The sequence below is a fragment of the Janthinobacterium sp. BJB304 genome, from assembly GCF_002735765.1.
Classification (GTDB): domain Bacteria; phylum Pseudomonadota; class Gammaproteobacteria; order Burkholderiales; family Burkholderiaceae_D; genus Janthinobacterium.
The window spans coordinates 135658-156506 of sequence record NZ_PDZN01000014.1 but is presented as its reverse complement, the minus strand read 5'-3'; the positions used below and the strand labels follow the sequence as shown (position 1 = coordinate 156506).

Sequence of the window (20849 nt, the reverse complement as noted above, 5' to 3'; positions counted from 1 at the left end):
TCACCATAGACGGTAAGGCACGTTGTTCAAGCCCGTCTTGCCGGACGTGCAATACACATCGTAGACATCGTCGCCCTCGCGCGGCTCGGCCGCTTCGCTGGCGTAGCTGCGCTTGCCCCACGTTTGCGCGTCGCTCAGACCAGCGTCGCCGTTGAACGGGTCGCGCGGCACGCGGCGCAGGAAAAACAGTTTGCTGCGCTTCGGGTTGCGCTGGTCCGGCACGCCTTCGACCAGCAGTTCCAGGCTTTTCGGATAACCGCTGGCGTCGGGAGCGCGCAGGATGCGGCCTTCGTCGCCAGCCCGTTTATAGGCGTCGAGCCCCTGGCGGATGTCGCGCAGCGCGCGCCGCAATTCCTGCTCCTGGCGCCGCTGCACCGTCACCTGCGTGACGGGGATCACCAGGGTGGCCAGCACGCCCAGGATGGCCAGGGTCACCAGCAGTTCGATCAGGGTGAAGCCGCCCTGCGCACGCGTCACGCTCATTTGGCGGGCGGCGGCACCACCGGCACCGGCTGGCTCGACGACAGGGGCAAGGGTGCCGCCTGCAGCGGTACGGGCTGGCCCGACGATATCGGCAAAGGCGACGCGGCCGGCTCGGGCGACGGCGCCACTTCCGGCGCCGCCACGCTCTGCGGCAAGGTCGATGGCACCTGGCCCGGCGTCATCATCGGCTGCGCCGGCGCCGGCTGCATGCCGACGGCCGACGGGCCGGAACGCACGATGACCGTGCCCGGCATCTGCGTGGGCGCGTTGGCCGCCATGTCGGGACGGCGGCGGAAGCTGCCTTCCGTGCCGGCCGAGAATTCCGATTCCTTCGCTTCCGGACGCTGCACGGTGCGCACCAGGTGCGGCGTGATCGACAGCACGATTTCCGTCTTCTGGCTGTCGTCCTTGCTGCTGCCGAACAGCCGTCCCAGCACGGGTATGTCGCCCAGGCCCGGCACCTTGTTGCCCGAGCTGCGCTCTTCATTGTTGATCAGGCCAGCCAGCACCTGGTTTTCGCCATCCTTCAGTTGCAGCATGGTCGAGGCCTGGCGCGTGCCGATCTGGTACAGGGTCGAGCCGCTGCGGGTGGTGGTGGCCGCCCCCAGGTTGCTCACTTCGAGCGAGATGCGGATGCCTACCTCATTGTTCAAATAGATGGTCGGCTCGGCGTTCACCGTCAGGCCCACGTCCAGGTAGCTGATCGACTCGGAAGCGAAGCCGCCCGTGCCCGGCGAAATCGTAGTGGTCACCACGGGCACCCTGTCGCCGATGACGAACTTCGCCTTTTCCCGGTTGCGCACGCGGATGCGCGGATTGGCCAGGATATTCGCGTCGCCATCCGTCTTCTTGGCATTCGCCGTCACGGACAGGTCACTCACGCCGATGGTGCGCTGGTTCAGGTTATTCAGGTCGTTGATGGTCAGCCCCACGCCGCCCGAGGTGGAAAGTGGCGTCAGGGTCAGGCTCGATGGCCAGGCCACGCCCAGTTCCATCAGGCGGCTGCGCTTGACTTCGAGGATTTCCAGTTCCAGCACCACTTCCGCCTCGGGCACGTCCTGCAGCGCGATCAGGCGCTCGGCCAGGCGGATCGCCTCGGGCGTGTCGCGCACGATGACGAGGTTGAGCTTTTCATCGGCCACCACGTCGCGCGTCTTCAAAATCGTCTTGAGCGTGTTGGCCACCTGCTTGGCATCCGCGTTCGCCAGGAAGAAGGTTTTCACCAGCACTTCCTGGTACTCCTTCAATTTTGCCGCCACGTTCGGGTAGATCAAAATCGTGTTCGCATCCATCACCTGCTGCTCCAGCTGGTTCGTCACCAGCAGGAAGTAGACGGCCGATTCCACCGTGCTGTTTTTCAGGAAGATCGAGGTTTTCGCGTCCGCCTTGACGTCCTTGTCGAAGACGAAATTGAGGCCTGAGCGGCGCGCGATCAGCTCGAACACCTGTTTTAACGGCGCGTCGCGGAACTCGATCGTGATCGGCTGCTTGTACGATTTGGCCAGGCCCGATTCGGCCACGGGCGGCGCCGTTTTTTCATCGACCTCGCGCAGCAGCGCGCGCGCGCCGGCGTGATTCGGCTGCTCCGTGAGGATGGCGTTCAGGCGCTGGCGCGCGGGGTCGTAGCGCTTGGCGTCGAGATCCTTCTGCGCTTCGGCCAGCAGCTTGCCCTGGCGCTGCTCGCGTTCGAGCGCGCGCAAGCCGCTGCTGGCGCGTTCGTTCTGCGCATCGATTTCCAGCACGCTCATGAAGGAGGTGCGCGCCAGGTCGCCTTGTCCCGCCTGCGCCTGGCGCTCGGCCTGCTGCAAGCGGCTGCTGGTCGCCCGTTCGCGCGCCTGCAGATACGCGCTGCGGTATTGCGCGTTGCCGGGGTCCTGCTGCAGCGCCTCCTGCAGTTTTTGCAGGCCGGCCGGGATCTGATCTTGCGCAATCAGCTCGCGCCCGTCGCGGTAAGCTTGCTGCCCCGCGCAGCCGGACAGCAGCACCAGCAACGCCAGCAAAGGCGCCGGTGAAAAGGAACGAGACATCACTCGAGTACTCCAATGTTGAGCTGCTGAACCTGGTTCAACGGCAGATAGGTGAGCGTCATGACGGGCGGCGCGATCGTCACGACCTTGTAGGCGCCATCGATGACGGTATTGGCGCGCACGATATACGTCTTGTCGGCGCGCGACAAAAACACTTCCCAGGCGCCGTCGGCGGCCGCCTTGCCCAGGTAGACGAAGGGCAGCGGCGGCGCCGTCGGCGGCGGTGGCGGCGGCGCAGCCGTCACCGCCATTTTCGGCGGCGGCGGATTCCAGTTCTGGCTCTGGAAGACAGCGCCGGCGCCGCCAAAGGTGTCGCCATCCTCGCCCGCCACTTCGCTGCGCGGCAGCAGGGCCAGGATGGCCGGCTGCGCTGCCTCCGCTTTGCCGGCCGGCTTACGCGCGGGCGCGACGGCCCGCTCCACCGCCTCGGCCACGTCGGCCACGGGCTGGCGCTCGCCGAACAGCAGCAAGGCGCCCGCGCCCAGCACGCCGGCCAGCATGAGCCAATGGCGCGGGGTCATGGTGTTTCTCCCGCAACGCCAGGCGTATCGCTCAGATAGAAGGTCAGGCGCAGGCGCGCCTCGAGTTGCGTATCGGCGATCTGCTCGCGGCGAAAACTCAGTTCGTCGAGCGAGGCAAAGGGGACGGCGCGCAGCGCCTGCAGCGCGAACTGCCACACGGCCGCGTAACTGCCCTTCAGCGGCAAGGTCACCTGCCAGGTGGCGACACGGCTGGCCTTGTCGTAACCGCTCTTGTATTCGCCCTGCGTCAGCAGCAAGCCGTTTTTCGCGGCCAGGTCGAACAGCTGCTTGACCTGCTGCTCCGCGTGGCGCTGCTGCCCCAGGGCGGCATAAAAACGGGCCAGGTTCTCGCTGGCCGTCGCCGGCGGCGCCAGGGCCGCCACGGCCAGCGCTGGCTGCGGCAAGGGCCGCGCTTCCAGCCGCGCCGCCACGGCGCGCTGCTGCCAGGCCCATGCCCAGGCGGCAATCCCCAGTGCGAGCAGAAGCACGGCCAGGCAGGCGGGCACGCCCAGGCGACGCAGCAGCAGTTGCGCGCGCAGGCGCAAGATATTGATATCGATGGCCATCATGGCGTACCCCACTGCGCTTGAAGCTGGAAGCGCAAGGGTTTGTTCGGATCGAGCGCGTTGATTTCATGGCGCAGCAGCTGCACGCGGGAGCCGAACAGCTCCTGCTGCTTCAATTGCGCGATGTAGGCCACCATGGCGTCGCTGCCGGTGGTTTCGGCCGTGATCTTCAGCACGCGCTTGCGCGCGTCCGGCTCCAGCGCCAGCAGCGCGATGGCGGGCGGCGTGGCGCTGGCCAGCGCATCCTGCAGGTCGCGCCACGGCAGGTTCAATTGCAGGATGGCCGCATTCACGGCCGCCGCCTGCGCCGGTGCGATGGCCATTTGCGGCGCAGGCGCCGGGCCCAGCGTGGCGGCCAGCACGCGTTGCTGCGCGCGCTGCAACTGCCCCTCGCGCAGCTGCTGGCGCTGCAGCGCAGCGCTGCCGCTGTACGCCGCCGTGACGACCAGCACCATGCCCAGCGCCCCCGTGCCCCATGCCCAGACGGGCACGCGGTGCAGGCTGCGGCGCCAATTCGGCGGCGCGAAATCGATATCGAGACGCGTCATGCCACGCCTCCGCTGCAGGCCAGCCGACCGGCCGGCGACAAGGCGCCTTCCCCGTCCGGCGTGGAAAAAACCTGGCAGTGGAACTCTTTTGTCGGTGTCAGCCATGCGGGCGGCGGCGCGCCGCACAGCTGCAGCAGCGCCGGCGCGGTCACGCCTTGCAGCAGCGCCTCGCGCGCCAGCGTCTGCACCAGCCAGTCCCTGCCGGCACCAGCCGGCACGGGCAGCGCACGCACGGCGCACAGGCGGCCATCGTGCCGCACGCCCAGGGTCAAGGCGTTTTCCTGCAACTGGCCGAACCAGGCGCCCGGTTTCAATGCGCCGTGCCAGCGGTTCCAGTGGCGCGCGAATTGCGGCGTAATAAAAATCAGAGCCAGCTTGCGGTCGGCCGCCACGCGCGTCAGCTGCGCCAGCAACGCACGGGGCACGGCGCAGAAAAACGGCACGCGCGCATCCCAGGCACTGCTGCTGTGCCACAGGCCGGGCGCATCGCCATACAGCGACTGGAAGCGCAGCGCGGCGGCCGCCTCGATGTCGGCCAGACGCGCGGCGCCCTGCGGCAGGTCCACCTGCCACAGGCGCGCCAAAGCGTCGTCGAGCACCACGGACAGGGGCCAGCCCGCGTATTGGTCCGTCGGCAGCAGCCGCTCCAGCAACTGCGCCAGCGCCTGGCCCAGGGCGGAAAAATCGCCATGCAGGCCATGAGTGACGTCCGACACATACGCGGTTTCGCCCAACGGCGTCCAGGCGGGCGCGCGCCAGCGGCTGCCGCGCCACAAGCTCAAGCCATCCGCCGCCACGCCCAGGCGCAATGCCTGTCCAAATCTTCCAAATCTCAACTTCGCAAAACCGCTACGCATGCAGGGTGACCCTCTTGATTTCCGTGATGGTGGTGGCGCCCCGCTTGACCAGTTCCAGCGCCGCCAGGCGCAAGCTGCGCGTGCCGTTCGCATACGCGGCCGCCTTGATCTGGCGGATCGGTTTTTTATCGACGATCAGTTCGCGGATTTCATCGGTCAGCACGAGAATCTCGGCGATCGAGCGGCGTCCCTTGTAGCCCGTTCCGCGGCAGTCGCCGCAGCCCTTGCCCTGCTTGAATTCATAGCCTGCCACGTCGGCGCGCGCCAGGCCCACGCTGGCCAGCTCCGCGTCGTCGGGCGTGTACTCCGCCGCGCAATGGGGGCAGTTGGTGCGGATCAGGCGCTGTGCCCAGATGCCGTTCAAGGCCGAGACGAAGGCATACGGATCGATGCCCATGTGCGTAAAGCGGCCAAACACGTCGAACACATTATTCGCATGCACGGTGGTGAGCACCAGATGGCCCGTGAGGGCCGATTGCACGGCGATTTCCGCCGTCTCGCGGTCGCGGATCTCGCCCACCATGATTTTATCGGGGTCGTGGCGCAGGATCGAGCGCAAGCCCTTGGCGAAAGTCAGCCCCTTCTTTTCATTCACGGGGATTTGCAGGATGCCGGGCAGCTGGTATTCGACGGGGTCCTCGATGGTGATGATCTTTTCGCGCCCGTTATGGATTTCCGTCAGCGCCGCATACAGGGTCGTCGTCTTGCCCGAGCCCGTGGGACCGGTGACGAGCAGCATGCCATAGGCTTCCTGGGCCAGCGCGCGCAGGGCTTCGAGCGAGGGCGCGTCAAAGCCCAGCGCTTCCAGGGTCAGCGCGCCGTAGGCCTCGATCATGGCGCGCTTGTCGAGGATGCGGATGACGGCGTCCTCGCCATGGATGCTGGGCATGATGGAGACGCGCAAATCGATTTCGCGCCGGCCCGCCTCGACGCGGAAGCTGCCATCCTGCGGCACGCGGCGCTCGGCGATATCGAGTTCGGCCAGCACTTTCAGGCGCGAGATGATGTGCTCGGCCACTTCGATGCCGTTGACGGACGTGGCGTGATCAAGCACGCCGTCGACGCGGTACTTGACGGCCAGGCCGCCGGCCGTGCTTTCCAGGTGGATGTCGGAAGCGCCCGCCTTCAGGGCGTCATATAAAGTCGAGTTGACCAGCTTGACGGCGGGGCTGGCCGCTTCCGACACGCTGGCGAAGGACAGCACGGCCGCCGTCTTGCCGTCGCGCCGCGCATCGTTCGCCGCGCCGGGCAGCAGGCTGTCGACGGCGCGCGCCGATTCTTCCTGCTTCGACAGGTAGGCGCCGATGTCGGCCTGCAGCGCCAGGCGCACGTCCAACACGCCCTGCCCCGCGCGCGCGCCGAGCCAGGTTTGCAGGTCGAGGTCGAACGGGTCGGCGATCACGCCCAGCAGCTGACCGTCGGCGGCGCGCAGCAGCACGCTGTGGCGCGCCAGTGCCTGCGACAGGGGCAGCACATCGAAGGCGGGAGACAAGGCAAGCATGTCGGCCGTTTCCAGCACGTCCAGGCCGAACGGGCGCGCCAGTGCGCGCACCACGGCACGCGCCTCGATGCCGCTCAGTTCCTGCAATTCCTCGACCAGGCTGCGCTTCGATTGCCGGCTCAGCATGCGCGCGCGCTGCAGCAGCGCAGGGTCGATGGCCGCGATGGCCGCGGTGGATTCGGCTGCGCTCTGCATCATGAAATATCGCCGGCAAGGTCAAAGATGGGCATGTACAGCAGGATCACGATGGCGCCCACGACGAGGCCGATGGCGGCCATCAGCAAGGGTTCGAAGGTGCGCGTAAAACGGTCGATCCAGCGGCTGATTTCGCCGTCGTAAAAGGCGGCCGACTGCGTCAGCATGGGCCCCATGTCGCCCGTGCGCTCGCCCACGCGCAGCATGCGCAGGGAAATCGGCGTCGTCAATTGATGCTGCTCGAAGGCGGACGACAGCGGCTGGCCCGCCTCGATGGCGCCGCGCGCGCCTTGCAAGGAGGCCTGCATGCCCGGCGAGACCATCGCTTGCACGGTGGCAATCGCCTGCACGATGGTAATGCCCCCTTCGGCCAGCATGCCCAGGGTCAGGTACAGGCGCGACAGTTCATAGATGCGCACGCGCTCGCCGATGCCGGGCAGTTTCGCCAGCAGGCGCGCCACGCCGCCATGGCGCAGCGCGCGCCGCACGGCAGTGAACACGCCGCTGCCCGTGATCAGCAGTCCGAGCAACAGCAGCACGCCATGCTGCGTGACGAACTGGCCCCAGCTAAGCATCACTTGCGACATCCACGGCAGATTGCGCCCGGCGCCCTGGTAGACCTCGGCGAAACGGGGCACCACATAGCTGATCAGAAAGGCGCTGACGCCGCCGCCCACGGCCAGCAAAATAGTCGGATAGATGGCGGCGCTGACGATCTTGCCACGCACCGTATCGATGCGCTGCTGGTAGTCGATGTAGCGCGACAGCGCGCGCGGCAAGTCGCTCGTGCCCTCGGCCGCCTTGACGATGCCGATATACAAGGGGGGAAACAGTTCGGCCTGCTCTGCCAGCACGGCGGAAAAGCGCTTGCCTTCGCGCAAGCCTTCCAGCAGACGCGTGAGCACGCTGCGCGTGGCCGGCGACGCTTCCTTTTCCAGCAAGGCTTCCAGCGCTTCGACGATGCCCAGGCCGGCTTGCAGCAGCGCCAGCAATTCCTGACTGAACAGCAGCAGGGGCAAGGCCCGCGCGCGCTGGCGCCCGGCCGCGCTGAACGGCGTGGCCCGCACGGGGCGGATGGCGCTGACGAACAGGCCGCGCGCCTCTGCCTGGCGGCGCGCGTCCGCCTCGTCGCGGCCGTCGATCACGCACGTATGCAAGGTAGCTACGGCCTGGTCCGTGGAAAGCGCGCGTACTTCAAACTGCATGATGGCTTGTCCGTAGGAAAAAGAATGGCGCTGGCGTTATTGCGAGCTGATGTCGGCGTTTTCGCCGCTGCCGCCGGGCTGGCCATCCTTGCCCATCGAGACGATGTCATATTCGCCCTTGCTGCCCGGTGCGCGGTATTGATACGCATGGCCCCACGGGTCGAGCGGCACGGCTTTTTTCAGGTAGGGGCCATTCCAGCGCGTGCCGGCGGCGGGCGGCGCGGCCAGCAGCGCGGCCAGGCCCTCTTCCGTGGTCGGATAGCGTCCCACGTCGAGGCGGTAGGTGTCGAGCGATTTTTCAAACGCCTCGATCTGCGCCTTGGCCACCGTCACTTCGGATTTGCCCAGCTGGGCGAAATACTTGGGGCCGACATACGCGGCCAGCAAGCCGATGATCACGATGACCACCAGCAGTTCGAGCAAGGTAAAGCCGCGCGCATGGCGCGTTGCCGCAAGGTTCTGCCTGTGTGCTGCATGCATCCGGTAACTCCTTATTGCCTACCTTCAATACATTGCGTCGCTGTGCGCGGCGGATGACCACGCACGGGCGACACGCGCTTGCCTGATGCTTATCAGCCTACCATGCCGGTTATGGTTAATACAATCTTTTCTTTGCTCTGTGAACAACAAATTCCTGCGGAAACCATCCAGTGTGTACGAAAGGGCCACGGCGCCGCGCACGCCTGACTGGCTAGTCAATTATTCAACTATTTTCAATGCAGAAACTATCTACTTTTGGTTGTCAAACCATAGTAAATGATGAATTTTATTCATTCATTATTTGTAACTTTCAAATTAAATTTGAAAGAATATCAAACAATGCAATTGCCTCTTTTGCTATAGTAAAAATCAATTTTCTACGCATGGGTCCGCATTGGTCCTATCCGCCGGCCGCGCAGGAGAGAGCATCCAAGACAGCATCCAAGACGCAAAACATATTGCATCCGACATAATCACCAAGGGAAAATTCATGACTCGTATTGTGCATTCGAAGGCAACTGCCGCAGCAAGTCCTTTCTCGGCCAAGCAGTGGACTGGCGCCGCCATCCTGGCCCTGTCCGCCGCCTGGGCTCCCGCCGCCGTCGCGGACGTGATCAACTTCGATAATCTCGACAGCCAGTTCGTCGGCCACGGCGACTCGCTGGAATTCAAAAATTTCCTGCTGACGGGCGCCTCGAATGTGCAGGGCGCCAATTATGGCGACCTGGTCGGCGCCGTGTTCGACGGCACGGACCCGGCCGCCTGCGGCATGGCGTGCCCGACCAACAATACGAGCAATTACTATGCGGCCCTCAACGACGGCATCGTCTACCTGGACCCGCTGAAGACGGGCGGCAGCGTCAGCCTGCAAGGTTTCGATGCCAGCTTCATCGGCTATGCGCAGGGCGTCACCTATCCGGCCGTGGCCGGCCTGCTGCGCGTGCAAGGCTTCTATGCGGACGGCTCTTACATGTATGAAACGTACCAGCTGGGCGGCCCGCTCGGCGGCAACTTCCAGTTCCAGCGCTACAACACCAGCGCCAACTTCGGCAGCCAGCAGTTCGCCTCGCTGGCCTTCTTCGGTTTCACTTGCAACACGGCCGGCAGTTGCAACGCCTTCAGCAGCAACAAGGGCCAGTTTGCGCTCGACAACATCGTCGCCTCGGTACCGGAGCCATCGACCTACGCGATGATGCTGCTGGGCCTGGCAGGCATCGGTTTCGTGGCGCGCCGCCGCCAGCAAGCCTGATTTATCCCTTTCGATTCCCGCTACCGTCACCAGGAACCCCGACATGACATTCCGTCCCGCCTTGCGTCCCATTTCGCTCGCCGTGCTGAGCCTGTTTGCCAGCCTCAGCTTCCAGGCCCACGCCGACGAGCTGCGCCGCCCCTACATCGTGCAACTGACCGACAAACCGATCGCCTCCTACACCGGCTCGGTGGAAGGCCTGAGCGCCACCCAGCCTGCCGCCGGCGGCCGCCTCGACCTGGCCAGCGCGCAAGTGCAGCTGTATGGCGACTACCTTGAGCAGAAACAGGCCCGGGTACAAGCCCTCGTCGCCGCCGCGCCCGTGCAATACCAGTACAAGATCGTCCTCAACGGCTTTTCCGCGCTGCTGACGGACGCCGAAGTGCGCCAGCTGCAAGCGAGCGGCGAAGTGGCCAGCATCGCCCCCGACGAGCCGCGCGCCCTGCAGACGAACTACACGCCCACCTTCCTGGGCCTGGACCAGCCGGGCGGCCTGTGGAGCCAGCTGGGCGGCAAGCAGCATGCGGGCGAAGACATCATCATCGGCATCGTCGATGGCGGCGTGTGGCCGGAAAACCTGTCGTATGCGGACAAGGTCGACGCCAACGGCGCACCGACCTTCGATCCGAACGCCACACTGGCCTACGGCGCTCCGCCGGCCGCCTGGAAAGGCAGCTGCCAGACGGGCGAAGGCTTTACGCAAGACCATTGCAACAACAAGCTGCTCGGCGCGCAGTATTTCAACGCCGTGCGCCTGACCGAGACGGACAAGATCCAGCACTGGAGCGAATACACCTCGCCGCGCGATTCCATCGGCGACCCGAATGGCGAAGGCGGCCACGGCACGCATACCTCATCCACCGCGGGCGGCAATGCGGGCGTGCCCGTCACCGTCGGCGGTTCGCCGCTGGGCGCCATTTCCGGCGTGGCGCCGCGCGCCCGCCTGTCCGTCTACAAGGTGTGCTGGTCGTACAACCTGGCCACCCAGCCGACCGGCGCGAAAAACGGCTGCTACGGCGGCGACAGCGTGGCGGCGATCGAAAAAGCCGTACAGGACGGCGTACACGTGATCAATTACTCGATCAGCGGCGGCGGCACCGTCAACGACCCGGTCGAGCAAGCGTTCCTGCACGCGTCGAACGCGGGCGTCTTCGTTGCCGCGTCCGCCGGCAATGCGGGGCCAGCCAATACCGTGGCCCACGTCAGCCCATGGATCACCACCGTGGCCGCTTCGACGCACAACCGCGCCAACCAGGCCAAAGTGACTCTCAGCAACGGCGCCAGCTACACGGGCGCCTCGCTCAACTACAACCCGCTGCCGGCCACCACCCTGATCCGCGCCCAGGATGCGGGCTTGCCCGGCGCCGATGCGCAAAAACTGGCCCTGTGCTACCGCGCCGGCGACAACGGCGGCGTGGCCCTGCTGGACCCGGCCAAGGTGGCCGGCAAGGTCGTCAGCTGCCTGCGCGGCACCACGGCGCGTACTGACAAGGGCGTCGCCGTGCTCGAAGCGGGCGGCGCCGGCATGGTGCTGGTCGACACGGGCATCGGTCTGGTGTCCGACCCGCATGTGCTGCCGGCCGTGCACGTGAGCGCCGCCGATGGCGCGCTGATCAATGCCCAGGCGCAAACGGGCACGGCCACGGCCGCCATCTCGCGTTTCGTCACCAACGGCAACGGCCCCGCCGCCCCCGTGGTGGCCGACTTCTCGTCACGCGGCCCGAACCTGTACGACGCCAACCTGCTCAAGCCGGACGTCACGGCCCCTGGCGTGGACATCCTGGCCGGCGGCACGCCTGCCCTGTCGCGCGCCCAGCGCGACGCCGTGCAGGATGGCAGCCTGGTGCCGCCGCAAGCCTACATCTTCCTGCAAGGCACCTCGATGGCCAGCCCGCACGTGGCCGGCCTGGCTGCCCTGCTGCGCCAGCAGCATCCGGACTGGAGCCCGGCCGCCATCAAATCGGCCCTGATGACGACCGGCAGCACCACCCTGCCGGACATCCAGGCGGGCGACGCGCGCGGCATCCTGCCTTGGGGCCAGGGCGCCGGCCACGTGACGCCGAACAAGGCGACCGATCCCGGCCTCGTGTATGACGCCAGCCTGGCCGACTACAAGAAATACATGTGCGGCGTCGGCATGACGGCCGAATGCGCGGGCGGCACCCTGGCCGGCTACAACCTGAACATGCCGTCGATCACCATCGGCAACGTGCTGGGCACGCAGACGGTGACGCGCCGCGTCACCAACGTGGGCAGCAGCAGCGCCACCTACACGGCCAGCGCCTCGGTCAGCGGCTACAGCGTGGCGGTTTCGCCTGCCACCCTGGCGCTCGCGCCGGGCGAAACCAAGTCCTTCACCGTGACCCTGACGCGCACCACGGCGCCGGACAATGCCTGGCAGTACGGCGCGCTCGTGTGGAGCGACGGCGTGCACACGGTGCGCAGCCCCGTCACGGCCCGCTCGGGCCGCGCGGTACAGTCGCCGGCATTGCTGCAGGCCGACAAGGTCAGCGGCCTGCGTTCGCTGACCCTGTCCACCGGCTTTGCCGGCAAGGTGGGCGCGGCGACGGGCGGCCTGAAGGAAGTGGCGCGCAGCGAGCAAACCATCAGCCAGGCCGCGCCGGGCAGCGTCGACACGCTGGAGCAGATGGCTGCCGCGTGCAAGGCGGGCGGCAGCGGCGTGCGCGCGGTCAATGTCAGCATTCCCGCCAGCACCGTCGTGGCGCGCTTCGAAATTTTCGACCGCGACACCACGGAAGGCGCCGGCAATGACCTCGACCTGCTGCTGCTCAACAGTGCCGGCGCGACCGTCGCCACCTCGGCAACGGCCGGTTCGAACGAGTCTATTACCTTGACCACCCCGGCGGCAGGCAGCTACAAGGTGTGCGTGATCGGCTACGAAGTGGCAAATGGCGTGTCGACCGGCTTCGGCCTGTCGTCGGCCGTCGTCACGACAGCCGACAAGGGCGGCAACCTGAAAGCCACCCTGCCCAGCAAGGTGTACGTGGGCGGCAGCGCCACGGCCGGCGTCAGCTGGTCGGGCCTGGAAACGGGCAAGCGCTACCTGGGCGGCGTAGTCTTCCTTGATGGCAACAACGCGGCCGCGTCCACCACCGTGCTGTCGGTGGAGACCAACAACCCGCTGCCGCTGGCCGTCCCCAGCCAGCGCAACGTGAGAGCGGACGCCAAGCTGTAACGGTATCGCTCCAGGCCATTCCAGGCAGTAACACGGCGCGCCCTGCGGGGCGCGTTTTTTATGCGCGACGCGCGTACAATCGACGCATGGGCGCCATGCGCCAAGGGAGCTGGCATGTCCGCATTTCGCATCAGCATTGCCATCCTGGCCGGCATGGCCAGCATCCATGCGCTGCCAGTCGCGGCGCAGGCTGCCGCAGCGCGCGTATCGTATCTGGTGCAATTGCGCGCCCCGCCGCTGGCCTCGCAGGCGGACGGCGTGCATGGGCTCGATACGAACAGCGACGCCGCGCGGCGCTACACGGCCCAGCTGGAAACGCAGCAGCGCTCGGTGCTGGCGCTGGTGCCGGACGCCCAGGTGCAATACCGCTACACGGTGGCTTTCAACGGCTTTGCCGCCATGCTGACGGCGGACGAAGTGGCGCGCCTGCAAGCGAGCCCCGACGTGGCGCGGGTGTCGCCCGGCAGCGTCGAACACACGCAGGATGGCGGCGGCAATGGCAAGAATACAATACAGGATCAGCGCTAATGGCTGAGCAGGCGCAGCGCGATGCCGCGCGAGACGGCTTGCGTGCGGTTGCTCACGCCCAATAATTTATAGATGCGCTGCAAATGGCTTTTCACGGTGGTGCCGCTGATGCCGAGAATTTGCCCCACCTCGTCATTGCTCTTCCCCTCGCGCACCCAATGCAGCACTTCCAGCTCGCGCGCACTGGCCGCGCGCGTGGCGCCCGGACCGGCCGGGGGCGCCCGCCGGCTGGCCGGCAGCGCCAGCCAGTGCAGGTGCAGGTAGGGCAGCAGCAATTCCAGCGCGTAGGCCTGGCGCGCCGCGTCCACGGTTCCCATGGCGAACAGGGCAAAAAAGCTGCCGCCCTCCTCGCCCACGCTGCCGTGCACCAGCACGCCGTCGATGACGCCCGCCCTTTGGCCGCCCGCGCGCCAGGCCAGCGCCAGGCGTGCCAGCTGGCCCTGGCGCTCGCGCAGCTGCGCGTGATCAGGCACGATGCTGTGCCAGGCTTCGCTGCGCAGCACGGCCCCGTCGGCGCCCAGCTGCGCGCACATTAATAAGTCGTGCGGCAACAACGTTTGCAGCGGCCCCTGGCTCCACAGAAAGAAATCGCCGGACTCGGCGATGCCATGCGCGCCGAGTATCGCGTGCAGCAGGTATTCCTGCTCCCGCCCCGTCAGCAGCATCATGCGCACACGGCGGCATCAAACGCCAGATAGCGGTAGCCGCTGCCGCGCACGGTTTCGATGCGGTGGCCGCAGCCGCCCGGCTGCAGCGCGTGGCGCAAGCGTCCCACGTGGGCGTCGACCGTGCGCTCGTCGAGGTAGGCCGCATGGCCCCACACCTGGTCCAGCAGTTGCGCGCGGCTATGCACGCGCCCGGGATGGTCCATGAGGAAATGCAGCAGCTTGAATTCCACGCGGCCCAGGCTGACGGGCACGCTACCGGCCGTCACGCGCAGCGTATGCGGGTCGAGCCGCAAGACGGTGGCGCCGGCCGTGTTTGCGCCTGGGCGCCAGGCCGATGGCGTGCGCCGGCGCAGCAGCGCGTGCACGCGGGCCAGCATTTCACGGGGACCGAAAGGCTTGCACAGATAGTCGTCGGCGCCGCTTTCCAGCGCCAGCACCTTGTCCTGTTCGCTGTCGCGCGCGCTGGCCATGATGATGGGCAAGTCGCACAGCTGGCCATCCTGGCGCAACTGGCGCAGCAAGGTAATACCCGAGGCGTCCGGCAACTCCCATTCCAGCAGCAGCAAGTCGGGCGCATCCACGGCCATCAGCGCCTGCGCGCCGCGCGCGTCCGGGGCGCAGCTGACCCGGTAGCCGGCGCCCGCGAGGTTATGCGCCAGCAGCGCCTGCATGGCAGGCGCAGGGTCCAACACCAGGATATGGCCAGGCATCGATGCATCCTTCCAAAAAAGTGGCGGCCGTCCATGAAAATACTAGACTGCCCGACAAGTTTTTTACTATGCATCAAGCGTAAAACGGTGACCAATACAATTTAGTTTCCTGATTTATAGCTATTGCGACTAAATAGGCGAAGCACAGCGGCCCGCAGGCGCGCTGTGTTCCGACTGGAAAAACTAGGCGCGCGTGACAGGCTGGCGGCGGCGCAAGGCAAAACCGATCAGTGCCAGGCCGCCCGTCAGCATCATCCATTCCGACGCTTCCGGCACGGCCGAGATCGACGCGATGCTGGCATACGTGCTGCCGCCGATGCTCGCCGGAATGCCCCCATTGAGCGGCGTCAATTCGAATTGCACGAGGTTGCCGTTCACATTGCCCAGGTAGGACGTGCCGGTGTAGTCGAGCAAGCCCACGCCAAACGTCGTGCCCGCGTTGCCGGCCGTGTTCAGGAAGTCGCCGCCGAAAACGACGTTGAAACCGAATTTGCCGCCCAGGGTCACGTTGTGAAACCAGTCGTTGTAGGCGCCACTATTGCCGAAGGTCAAGGTGCCGGGCACGCTGCCGCTGACGTTGCCTTCCTGCGATGCCAGCGCGCCGAACGCACCCGAGAAGTTGCTGAGGGTGGCCGTCGCGCCCGGCGCCGGGCTGTTGCCGGCGATAAAGGCGAAGTCGAGGAAACCGGCGCCCGAGAACTGGCTCGTGTCGATTTCCACGCGGTAGGCTAGCGGGTCCGCCAGCGCCAGGCTGCTGCTGCCAGCGAGCAAGGTGGCCAGCACGGCATGGCGCAGGGTGAGATTGAATTTTGCTGTCAACATGGTCTAGTCCTTAGAAGTTGCCGGCAAAAATGCTGGCGGAGTAATTGATCGTCACTTTAGACGGATTGGTGAAACTGACGGCAAACGAGGCCGTCGCACCGGGCGCCAGGCTGGCCGCGTTGACGGTGACATAGGCGGCGCCCGCATGGCTGCCCGTGGCATTGGCCAGGGTCACGCCGGCCGGCAAGCCGCCGAACACCACCTGGAACGGGCCGCTGATGGCCGCCGCGCCCGTGTTGGTGAACGAGAACGTGCCCGTGTACTTTTGCGTCGCGCGGTTGAACGTCAGTCCCGAGCTGGCCTGCGCCACGCCGGCCGTGATGTCGCGGTAGGCGGGCTGCAAGTCCAGGCTGATGACGACGGGGTCGTGGTCCGAGGCGCGGTAGGGCAAGGCGTTGTACAGGTCTTGCGGCTTGGCAGAGTCGATGTTGTAGTCGATCACTTCGGGCTCGTCGGCATTCACATGCCACTCGGCAACACCGGCCACTTGCGGGCTCAGCGAGGCGCTGGCCAGGGCATGGTCGAGGTAGCCGCTCTGGCCGCCGAACACGTAGGAATACGGCATTTCGGACGGCCGCACGAAACGCTCGAGTTCATTGACGAATCCGGCGCCCGTGATGACCTGGATCGGGTCTTCCGCGCCATACGAATTCAAGTCGCCAATGACCAGCACGTCCGCGTCGCCGGCGGCGGCCGCCACTTGCGGCACGAAACTGCCCACCAGACGCTGGGCTTGCTGCACGCGGGTGGCATTCCAGCAGCTCTGGCTATCGTTCTGGTCCGCGTCCAGCCCGCCCGATGGACAGCTGCCCTTCGACTTCAGGTGGTTGACGACCAGCGAGAATTTCTCGCCGTTGGCGGCCTTGAACGTTTGCGCCATCGGCGGACGGTTGTTGATGGCGTTGGCGTCCGACAGGGCGCCGCCCACCAGACCCAGCTTGCCTGGCTTGTAGATCATGGCCACGCGGATGGCGTCCGTACCCGTGGCGGCCGGCTTCGGCACCACGGCGTAGGTGACGCCGCCGATGGCCGCGTTCAGCTGCTCGACCAGGTAAGTGACGGCCGTTTCGCCATTGTTCTGGATTTCCATCAAGCCCACCACGTCCGCATCGATGGCTTTCAGTTCGGCCACGATCTTGTCGCGCTGGCGCACGAACTCGGCCAGGCTGTCGGCGCCGCGGCAGTTCGACTTGGTGGTCGACGCACCCACGGTGCAGCCCTGCCCCGTCTGGCCAAACACGTTATTGCCATTGGTAAAGGTCGTAAAGAAATTCAGCACATTGGCGCTGGCCACCTTGACGTTGCCGGATGGCAGCTCCGGGCTGCCCATGCGCGGGTTGTCGCGCGAGAATTGCGGCGTCTGCGTCGGCTGTAATTTGTAGGCGGCGCCGCCACCGCCGATGGCACCGAAATCCACCACGCCCGTCAGGTCGGCCACCGTGTCGCCGCTGCGCACGGTGTTGTCCTGGCCGATGTACGGTATCGTCGGCGGCGTGACGAAAATGCCATCATCGAGCACGATCAGGTTGTTCGCATTGGCGGCGATCAAGGCTTGCGCTTCGTTTGATCCAGCCGGATAGCGGTTGGTCGGCACTTCGCGCCGTCCCGCCGACAGGCTCAGTTCGCCGCGCGCGCCCAGGTAGGCGTTTTGCGAGACGGTCAACGGCTGCGTGAAGCGCACCAGCATGCCTTCCACGGCGGCCAGGTTGTCGTTCGGCAAGGTCACATTCGCCGGCACGATGCCGTGGCCCGCGCTTTGCGTGAGGATGGCCGTCACGTCCTTGAATTCCGTGTAGGAATTTTTCGCGCCCGACGGCGTGTATTCGAACACCGTGCCCGTCACGCGTACCAGCTCGCCCGGCTGCACGGTGGTGACGGCCGCGCCCGTGTACACAAAGATGCCGTCCGAGGTCGACGGGTCGCCATCGCCGGCCGCGTCCTGCATGAAGAAACCCGTGCCCACCTTCAGGGTGACGACGCCCTCGGTCGTCTGCACGGAATTGGCGTAGGGGCTGCTTGCACCGCTGCCCTGGATTTGCGGGATCGTGTGGCTGATGGCGGCCAGGCCTTGCACGGCGACATCGACCTTGCAGCTGGCGCTTTGCTGCTGGTCGTTGCTGAACTGGACGATGACAGGATAATTGCCCACCGGCACGCCAGCGGCCACCAGCAGGCTCACGCTGGCGCTCTCGCCCGCCACGCCGGCCGCGCTGAAATTGGCCAGGCTGATGCCGGCCACGGCCGGCGAGCTCAAGATAGCAGCATTCACGAGGCCATCGACGTCGGACGCGCGCAGCACGGCGCTGCCGCCACTGCCCAGCGCCAGCGCCAGGCTGGCCGGGCAGCTGGTGATGATCTGGTGCACGACGGGGCCGCCGCAGACGTGGCGCTCGGAAGCCGTATTGCGCGGCGTCACGCTGCCGGCGACGAAGTCCACGCTGTTATCATCCGTGTCGCCGCAGCCGCCATCGGCGCGCGCGATCGACAGGGTATTCGATGGCGCGGGCGCGACGGCGCCCTCAAAACCGTTGGCCGTGCCGAAACCGACGAGGTCGACGACGGCGGCGCCCGTGGGGCTGGTGCCCGTCTGGGCCGTCTTGTTATTACTCAGCAACACCTTGCCCGCCGTACCGGACATGGCCAGGCTGCCCGAGGCATCCGGCGCGGGCAAGTCCTGGGTGCCGCCCGTCCCCTTGGCTTGCTGGACCAGCAAATACTGGCCCGGTTGCAAATCGATAGCCGGCAAGGCCGTCACGGCCCAGCTCGAACCGGCGGCCGACGCGTATTGCACGCTCCAGTTGCTCAGGTTCACGGGGCTGGCGCCACGGTTGAACAGTTCGATGAAATCGTTGCGATACAGCGCGCCATTGTTGCCGCCACCGCCATACACCTGGCTGATGACGATATCGGAAGCCGCCAGGGCCGGCACGGACAGGCTGGCCAGCAGGGTAGCCATGACGGTCAGGCGCAGCGGCGTGCGCAAGGGGGAAAACGAGGTGTGCATGAGGATCCCGGTCGGTAAATAAGTGACGCCGGTCCCGCATGATGGGCCGGCGCGCCACAATTAACAAAAGTATTTCAGACTTGTTATTTGCATATTAAAGGCCGGGGATGACGACTTGATGACATTTGATTAAGCCGAATGGAGTAAGATGGCGTCCATTAAAGTGGCGACCAAGCAACAAATATAATTCTGCAGGACATCAGCTCAGCAGCCACAAGCAAAATATGATATATTTCCTACAAATAAGTTTAATTACTTGCAACGATTAAGTGTTGTCAGCCCATACTTCAGGTGCCAGCAATACAGTCGGAAACGTATCGGGCCCAATCCATGCCTGTTTTTCAGCTATGCACAGCAACGGCGATGTGCGGCATTGGCCCAACGAAGACAGCACACGCTGTCAGCAATAACTCCGCGAGATCAAACATGACCACACCGATCAGTTTCAAATTTTCACTCTTGCTCGTCACGCTGCTGTCCCTGACACACGCGACAGTTAACGCGCAAAACGCGCGCGCGCAAACAGCGGCGGAACAACAGAAACGGTGCGAGGCTGCCGGCGGCAATAGCGCCGGCGGCAAGGCGAACAAAAATGATGATATGGATAGCACATATAGTTCATGCCGTCTGATCGACGGCTATATCGGCATTGATGTCCGCAGCAACGACGGCGTCGGCGAGACAAAGCAATATGGCAGCGATGAAGCAGTCCCCGACCTGAGCAAACCAGCACAGTCCGGACGCACGCACTCGCTTGGCCTGCTCGACGATACCGGGTTGAGCGGCATGAATGGCGGCCAGGGTGGCAAAGGCTTAAAGAACCGCAACTCTGTCAGCAATATCGACCAGTTTACTTCCGTAGCGGCTGCGGACGAGTTTCCCAGCTGGGATGGCTACCACGCGCCAGGCCTCGTGCGTCAGAACATGCCGGAAGACGTTCCGCAATTGCTGAGCTCGGCCTCAAGCAGCGGTAACAGCTTCCCAGCGGGCAGCGGCGTGGGTGGCGGTGGCAGCGGCGGTGGTATCGATACGGGCCGCAATACAGTACCCGCACCATTGGTCCCCACCATTCCTGCCGTTCCTGAGCCACAAACATGGGCCATGCTGATGGCTGGGCTGGCCTTGCTGGGCTTTGCCGCACGCCGCAAGGCATAATAAAAAAGCTCGCAAGAGCCTCTTTCCTCTATCAGCACCATCTCATCGCCGGAAGGCGGCATACGGCGCCGCCAGTGGATCACCGATGAATAATCCCTGCGCCGGCCACGCCACGCTGCCCCAGTAAGCTTCCAACGCCGTCATGCCTGTCAGGTAGCGACGTAGCAGCACTGTCGGATTGGGAAATTTTTGCCAGTAATTGCACGGCTCGCTGACGGTACCGTAGCTGGCCGTCGCGCCCGCCTCCAGCCAGCGCTGGCTGCTCATTTGCGCCGCCCCCTGCAAATCGCCACCAAACGAAGTCAGGTGATCTGCGAGGGCACCAGGCAGGAAGCGCAAGGTGTCGAGCTTGGCGACCTTGGCCATGCCCGTCTGATACACCATGATGTCCTGTGCGCCATCGAGTACATCGACCTTCAGGTTCTTGACGGTCAGCTTGCGCTGGCGCACGATCCCGGCAGGCGGGAAAAAAGCGGCACGGCTGTTGCGCGCATTTTCGCTGGTGGTCAGATAATACGCGCTGGCGGCGGGCACGGAAAAACCGCTGACCGTCCCGCGGTCCACCACGGCCTTGGCCTCTTCCACATAGTCGACGGGCAGCAGCATGGACAGGCGCATGCCCATCTGCGTGAATGGTTGCGGCACATTGCTGTTGAAATAAGTACTGGGCTTGCCGGCGTCACACGTCTTCGCGCATTGCGCCGCATCGTAGCCCAGGGTATAGGCGGAAGTGATGGAATTGCATTCGACCGCGTAGGGCGCGCTCCACACCATCAGCACGGCCTGGATATGGGGTGTCAATTGCGCGTCGATACGTTCCTTCAGCTGCGCAAACTGAGCCACGCTGAGCTTGCGCGGGCGGTTCGGGATATTCACGTGCACAACATTTGCAGGAGGAATACCATGCGCCTGGCGATAATATTCGCCCACCGCGATGCTGTTCGGTTCCGCATCATTGATCACGACAGCCAATTGGAGCGCATTCAATCCTGGCGGCATGGATGGCGCATCGGCATGGGCAATGCCGGCAGCCAATGCCAGCAAAAGGAAGAGAGAGTTATGCAAGGTCAATTTCGTCATTGAAGAAAATCGAAGCAGCCATGCCGCAGCCACCCACTGTGCGTGACGATTATA

Annotated in this window: 19 protein-coding genes; 5 read left to right on the top strand and 14 right to left on the bottom strand. The window is 65.3% G+C overall.

What is annotated here, in order from left to right:
* From CSQ95_RS17720 to gspG, 9 genes are all read right to left on the bottom strand, one after another.
* Nucleotides 1-483, bottom strand: a complete 483-nt coding sequence (locus tag CSQ95_RS17720) for a type II secretion system protein (protein ID WP_099410459.1) — start codon at nt 481-483, stop codon at nt 1-3.
* Nucleotides 480-2510 carry a secretin N-terminal domain-containing protein gene (locus tag CSQ95_RS17715; protein ID WP_099410458.1) on the bottom strand — a complete coding sequence of 677 codons (2031 nt, stop codon included), beginning with the start codon at nt 2508-2510 and terminating at the stop codon, nt 480-482. The genes CSQ95_RS17720 and CSQ95_RS17715 overlap by 4 nt, the downstream gene beginning before the upstream one ends.
* The gene (locus CSQ95_RS17710; RefSeq protein ID WP_070308447.1) at nt 2510-3031 is read right to left on the bottom strand and encodes a hypothetical protein; all 522 of its coding nucleotides are present in this window, start codon (nt 3029-3031) and stop codon (nt 2510-2512) included. The genes CSQ95_RS17715 and CSQ95_RS17710 overlap by 1 nt, the downstream gene beginning before the upstream one ends.
* Nucleotides 3028-3600, bottom strand: coding sequence for a hypothetical protein (locus tag CSQ95_RS17705; protein WP_099410457.1), 573 nt, complete (start codon nt 3598-3600; stop codon nt 3028-3030). Before CSQ95_RS17705 ends, CSQ95_RS17710 begins: the two co-directional genes overlap by 4 nt.
* A complete protein-coding gene (locus CSQ95_RS17700) occupies nt 3597-4145 on the bottom strand; it encodes a hypothetical protein (RefSeq protein ID WP_099410456.1) in 549 nt (182 codons plus the stop codon). The genes CSQ95_RS17705 and CSQ95_RS17700 overlap by 4 nt, the downstream gene beginning before the upstream one ends.
* Nucleotides 4142-4927, bottom strand: coding sequence for a hypothetical protein (locus CSQ95_RS17695; protein ID WP_143449997.1), 786 nt, complete (start codon nt 4925-4927; stop codon nt 4142-4144). The genes CSQ95_RS17700 and CSQ95_RS17695 overlap by 4 nt, the downstream gene beginning before the upstream one ends.
* Before the next feature lie 67 nt (nt 4928-4994).
* Complete coding sequence (locus tag CSQ95_RS17690; protein WP_099410454.1) at nt 4995-6701, bottom strand: GspE/PulE family protein; 1707 nt, start codon at nt 6699-6701, stop codon at nt 4995-4997.
* Nucleotides 6698-7903 (bottom strand): type II secretion system F family protein, encoded by a 1206-nt coding sequence (locus tag CSQ95_RS17685; protein WP_070224740.1) that lies wholly within the window; start codon nt 7901-7903, stop codon nt 6698-6700. Before CSQ95_RS17685 ends, CSQ95_RS17690 begins: the two co-directional genes overlap by 4 nt.
* Before the next feature lie 36 nt (nt 7904-7939).
* Entirely contained in the window at nt 7940-8383 is a 444-nt protein-coding gene (gspG, locus tag CSQ95_RS17680; RefSeq protein ID WP_034782166.1) for a type II secretion system major pseudopilin GspG, read from the bottom strand.
* A 490-nt stretch (nt 8384-8873) separates the two neighbouring features.
* Between gspG and CSQ95_RS17675 the strand changes: the two genes are divergently transcribed.
* The 3 genes from CSQ95_RS17675 (at nt 8874) to CSQ95_RS17665 (ending at nt 13356) form a co-directional block, all read left to right on the top strand.
* Nucleotides 8874-9632 carry an NF038120 family PEP-CTERM protein gene (locus tag CSQ95_RS17675; RefSeq protein WP_099410453.1) on the top strand — a complete coding sequence of 253 codons (759 nt, stop codon included), beginning with the start codon at nt 8874-8876 and terminating at the stop codon, nt 9630-9632.
* A 43-nt stretch (nt 9633-9675) separates the two neighbouring features.
* Entirely contained in the window at nt 9676-12828 is a 3153-nt protein-coding gene (locus CSQ95_RS17670; protein ID WP_099410452.1) for a S8 family peptidase, read from the top strand.
* A gap of 114 nt (nt 12829-12942) precedes the next feature.
* Nucleotides 12943-13356 carry a protease inhibitor I9 family protein gene (locus CSQ95_RS17665; protein WP_180279090.1) on the top strand — a complete coding sequence of 138 codons (414 nt, stop codon included), beginning with the start codon at nt 12943-12945 and terminating at the stop codon, nt 13354-13356.
* On the opposite strand, the gene CSQ95_RS17660 is transcribed toward CSQ95_RS17665, so the two are convergent.
* The 4 genes from CSQ95_RS17660 to CSQ95_RS17645 form a co-directional block, all read right to left on the bottom strand.
* Nucleotides 13353-14024: a LuxR C-terminal-related transcriptional regulator gene (locus tag CSQ95_RS17660; protein ID WP_099410450.1), complete on the bottom strand. Its 672-nt coding sequence runs from the start codon at nt 14022-14024 to the stop codon at nt 13353-13355. The genes CSQ95_RS17665 and CSQ95_RS17660 overlap by 4 nt on opposite strands.
* Entirely contained in the window at nt 14021-14734 is a 714-nt protein-coding gene (locus CSQ95_RS17655; protein WP_099410449.1) for a winged helix-turn-helix domain-containing protein, read from the bottom strand. Before CSQ95_RS17655 ends, CSQ95_RS17660 begins: the two co-directional genes overlap by 4 nt.
* 183 nt (nt 14735-14917) lie before the next feature.
* Nucleotides 14918-15556 (bottom strand): NF038129 family PEP-CTERM protein, encoded by a 639-nt coding sequence (locus CSQ95_RS17650; protein WP_099410448.1) that lies wholly within the window; start codon nt 15554-15556, stop codon nt 14918-14920.
* 10 nt (nt 15557-15566) lie between these two features.
* Nucleotides 15567-18560: an ExeM/NucH family extracellular endonuclease gene (locus CSQ95_RS17645; RefSeq protein ID WP_099410447.1), complete on the bottom strand. Its 2994-nt coding sequence runs from the start codon at nt 18558-18560 to the stop codon at nt 15567-15569.
* Between the two features lie 426 nt (nt 18561-18986).
* Between CSQ95_RS17645 and CSQ95_RS17640 the strand changes: the two genes are divergently transcribed.
* Nucleotides 18987-19715 (top strand): PEPxxWA-CTERM sorting domain-containing protein, encoded by a 729-nt coding sequence (locus tag CSQ95_RS17640; protein WP_257218095.1) that lies wholly within the window; start codon nt 18987-18989, stop codon nt 19713-19715.
* Nucleotides 19716-19757: 42 nt separating this feature from the next.
* Here the strand turns inward: CSQ95_RS17640 and CSQ95_RS17635 are convergent, their stop codons facing one another.
* The gene (locus CSQ95_RS17635) at nt 19758-20702 is read right to left on the bottom strand and encodes a TIGR03790 family protein (RefSeq protein WP_257218097.1); all 945 of its coding nucleotides are present in this window, start codon (nt 20700-20702) and stop codon (nt 19758-19760) included.
* Here CSQ95_RS17635 and CSQ95_RS30105 point away from each other — a divergent pair.
* Nucleotides 20619-20798: a hypothetical protein gene (locus tag CSQ95_RS30105; protein ID WP_257218099.1), complete on the top strand. Its 180-nt coding sequence runs from the start codon at nt 20619-20621 to the stop codon at nt 20796-20798. The genes CSQ95_RS17635 and CSQ95_RS30105 overlap by 84 nt on opposite strands.
* The last annotated feature ends 51 nt before the right edge of the window (nt 20799-20849 follow it).